The organism is Accumulibacter sp., from assembly GCF_032229525.1.
Classification (GTDB): domain Bacteria; phylum Pseudomonadota; class Gammaproteobacteria; order Burkholderiales; family Rhodocyclaceae; genus Accumulibacter.
The window spans coordinates 1284-4101 of the sequence record NZ_JAVTWB010000137.1 but is presented as its reverse complement, the minus strand read 5'-3'; the positions used below and the strand labels follow the sequence as shown (position 1 = coordinate 4101).

At 67.1% G+C, this 2818-nt stretch carries 2 protein-coding genes and 1 pseudogene; all 3 read left to right on the top strand.

Annotated elements, in window-relative coordinates:
* Positions 1-229: pseudogene (locus tag RUW20_RS09870) on the top strand (hypothetical protein); the annotation flags it as partial.
* On the top strand, positions 226-1353 hold the full coding sequence (locus tag RUW20_RS09865) for an efflux RND transporter periplasmic adaptor subunit (protein ID WP_313952032.1): 1128 nt from the start codon (positions 226-228) through the stop codon (positions 1351-1353). The pseudogene RUW20_RS09870 and the gene RUW20_RS09865, both read left to right, overlap by 4 nt.
* Positions 1350-2818 (top strand): efflux RND transporter permease subunit (locus RUW20_RS09860; RefSeq protein WP_313952031.1); only part of this gene is annotated, 1469 nt, incomplete at its 3' end. The genes RUW20_RS09865 and RUW20_RS09860, both read left to right, overlap by 4 nt.

Sequence of the window (2818 nt, the reverse complement as noted above, 5' to 3'; positions counted from 1 at the left end):
CCGGCGCGAAGCTGACGCAGCCACCGCCGGCTTCGCCCTCTCCTTCAATGCTGACGCCAACTGGCGGGCCGGCGGCGTCAGCCTGCTGGCGCTGAAAATCGCCCGGCGCAACGCCAACAATGCCGAACGACGGCCGATTGCCCTGCCGCGCGACCGCGTGCAGGATTGGATTTCCCTCTACAAAGCACTTGGCGGCGGCTGGCAAGCCGGCGCCGGAGACCTCTCGTGAAACGCTCTCATCGCCTCATCATCTTGCTGCTCGTCACCGTTCTCGTGCTCGGCGGTGCTTTCTTCTTCAACCGCCAAAGGGCCGGCGCGACCAGCGAAGTCGCGCCAAAGCGCACCGCGCTGGCGGTCAGCATCGTGCCGCCACAACAGGCCAACTGGTCGCAGCAGCTGAGCGTCAGTGGCGGCATCTTCCCGTGGCAAGAGGCGGTGATCGCCGCCGAGACCAGCGGCCTGCGCGTAGTCGAGGTGGCAGTCGATGTCGGCAGCGTCGTCCGCCGCGGGCAGTTGCTTGCCGAACTCTCCACTGACGGTGTCGAGGCCAACCTTGCCCAACAACAGGCGAACCTGGCCAAGGCCAATGCCGCCCTCGCCGAAGCCCGCGCCAACGCCGACCGCACGCGCAAGGTCCAGGGCAGCGGCGTGTTCTCGGGCCAGCAGGTCAACCAGTACCTGATCGCCGAAAAGAGCGCCGCCGCATCCGTCGCCGCGGCGGCGGCAGCGCTCAAGAGCGAGCGCGTCCGGCTCGCGCAGACGCGCATTCTGGCACCCGACGATGGCGTCATCAGCAGCCGCAACGCGACGCTGGGCAGCGTCGTGCAGGCCGGCAACGAACTTTTTCGCATGGTCCGGCGTAGTCGGTTGGAATGGCGAGCAGAAGTCTCTGCCGAGCAACTGCCGCGCGTCGCTCCAGGCCAGAGTGCCCGTCTGCGCCTGGCCGACGGATCACAGGTCGACGGCAGCGTACGCATTCTGGCGCCGACGCTCGACCCGACCACCCGCAAGGCGCTGATCTACGTCGACTTGCCCGCGAGCAGTGCTGCGCGCGCCGGCATGTTCGCCAGCGGCGAGATCCTCACCGGCAGCAAGGCGGCAGTGGTGCTGCCGTCTTCAGCGGTGATCCTGCGCGACGGCCACAGCTACGTGTTCCGGGTTGGCGAGCACGATATCGTCAGTCAGATCAAGGTCGACAGCGGCCGCCGCGAGGGAAATCAGGTCGAAATCCTGACGCCCCTGCCGACCGACGCGCGCATCGTTGCCAGCGGCGGCGCCTTCCTCAATGATGGCGACGCGGTGCGTGTCGAGAGCGCGCCGGCGGCAGCGTCGCAGGCGGAGCCGGCGAGATGAACTTCTCCACCTGGTCGATCCGCAACCCGGTGCCGGCGCTGCTGCTTTTTGGCCTGCTGACCTTCCTCGGCATCAGCAGCTTCCGCTCGCTGGGCATCCAGAACTTCCCGGACATCGAGCTGCCGACGATCACCGTTGCCGCCACCTACGAGGGTGTTGCGCCGACCCAGATGGAAACCGAGGTGGCGCGCAAGATCGAGGATCAGGTCGCCTCGCTGGGTGGCATCGAACACATCACCACCACGCTCACCGACGGCTCGGCGTCGATCAAGGTGGCTTTCAACATCGACAAGAACGCCGAGGTGGCGCTCAACGAAGTGCGCAACGCAATCGACACGGTGCGTGCCGACCTGCCGCCAGCGATGCGCGACCCGGTGGTTTCCAAGGTCACCACCTCGGGCAGCGCGATCCTCACCTACGCCGTGCGTTCCGAGCGCATCGACGAGGAGGGGCTGTCGTGGTTCGTCGACAACGACGTCGCCAAGGCCATGCTGGCGGTCAAGGGTGTCGGCAAAATCAGCCGCATCGGCGGGGTCGACCGCGAGGTGCAGGTCGACCTGGACACCGCGCGCCTGGCGGCGCTGGGCGTCACCGCCGCTGACGTGTCGAGCCTGCTGCGGCAGGTGCAGCAGGACGCTTCCGGCGGTCGCGGTGATATCGGCAACGGCATCCAGTCGGTACGCACCCTGGCGGCGGTGGGCACGGTCGCCGACATTGCCGCACTCGAGATGCCGCTGTCGGGCGGGCGCAGCATCCGCCTCAGCGAAGTGGCAAAAGTCCGCGACGGCGTCGCCGAACGCGGCAGCATCACCCTGCTCGACGGCCAACCCGTGGTCAGCTTCGAGATCACCCGCATCAAGGGGGCCAGCGAGGTAGCGGTGGCCAAGGCGGTACGCAAGGCGGTGGCGCAACTACAGGCGAAGCACCCGCAGGTGCACATCGAGGAGGCGTTCAACACCGTCGCGCCGGTGCAGGACAACTTCGACGGTTCGATGGAGCTGCTCTACGAAGGCGCTTTCCTGGCCATTCTGGTGGTCTGGTGGTTCCTGCGCGACTGGCGCGCGACGCTGGTTGCGGCGACGGCGCTGCCGCTGTCGATCATCCCCACCTTCGCCGCCATGTACTACTTCGACTTCAGCCTCAACACGCTGACCTTGCTGGCACTGGCGCTGGTGGTCGGCATCCTGGTCGACGACGCGATCGTCGAGATCGAGAACATCGTCCGCCACCTGCGCATGGGCAAGACGCCGGTCGAGGCAGCCACCGAAGCTGCCGACGAGATCGGCCTGGCGGTGATCGCCACCACTTTCACCCTGGTCGCCGTCTTCCTGCCGACCGCCTTCATGGGCGGTGTACCGGGCAAGTTCTTCAAGCAGTTCGGGATTACGGCGGCGGTGTCGGTACTCGCCTCGCTGCTGGTGGCGCGCCTGCTGACGCCGATGATGGCCGCCTACTTCCTCAAGGC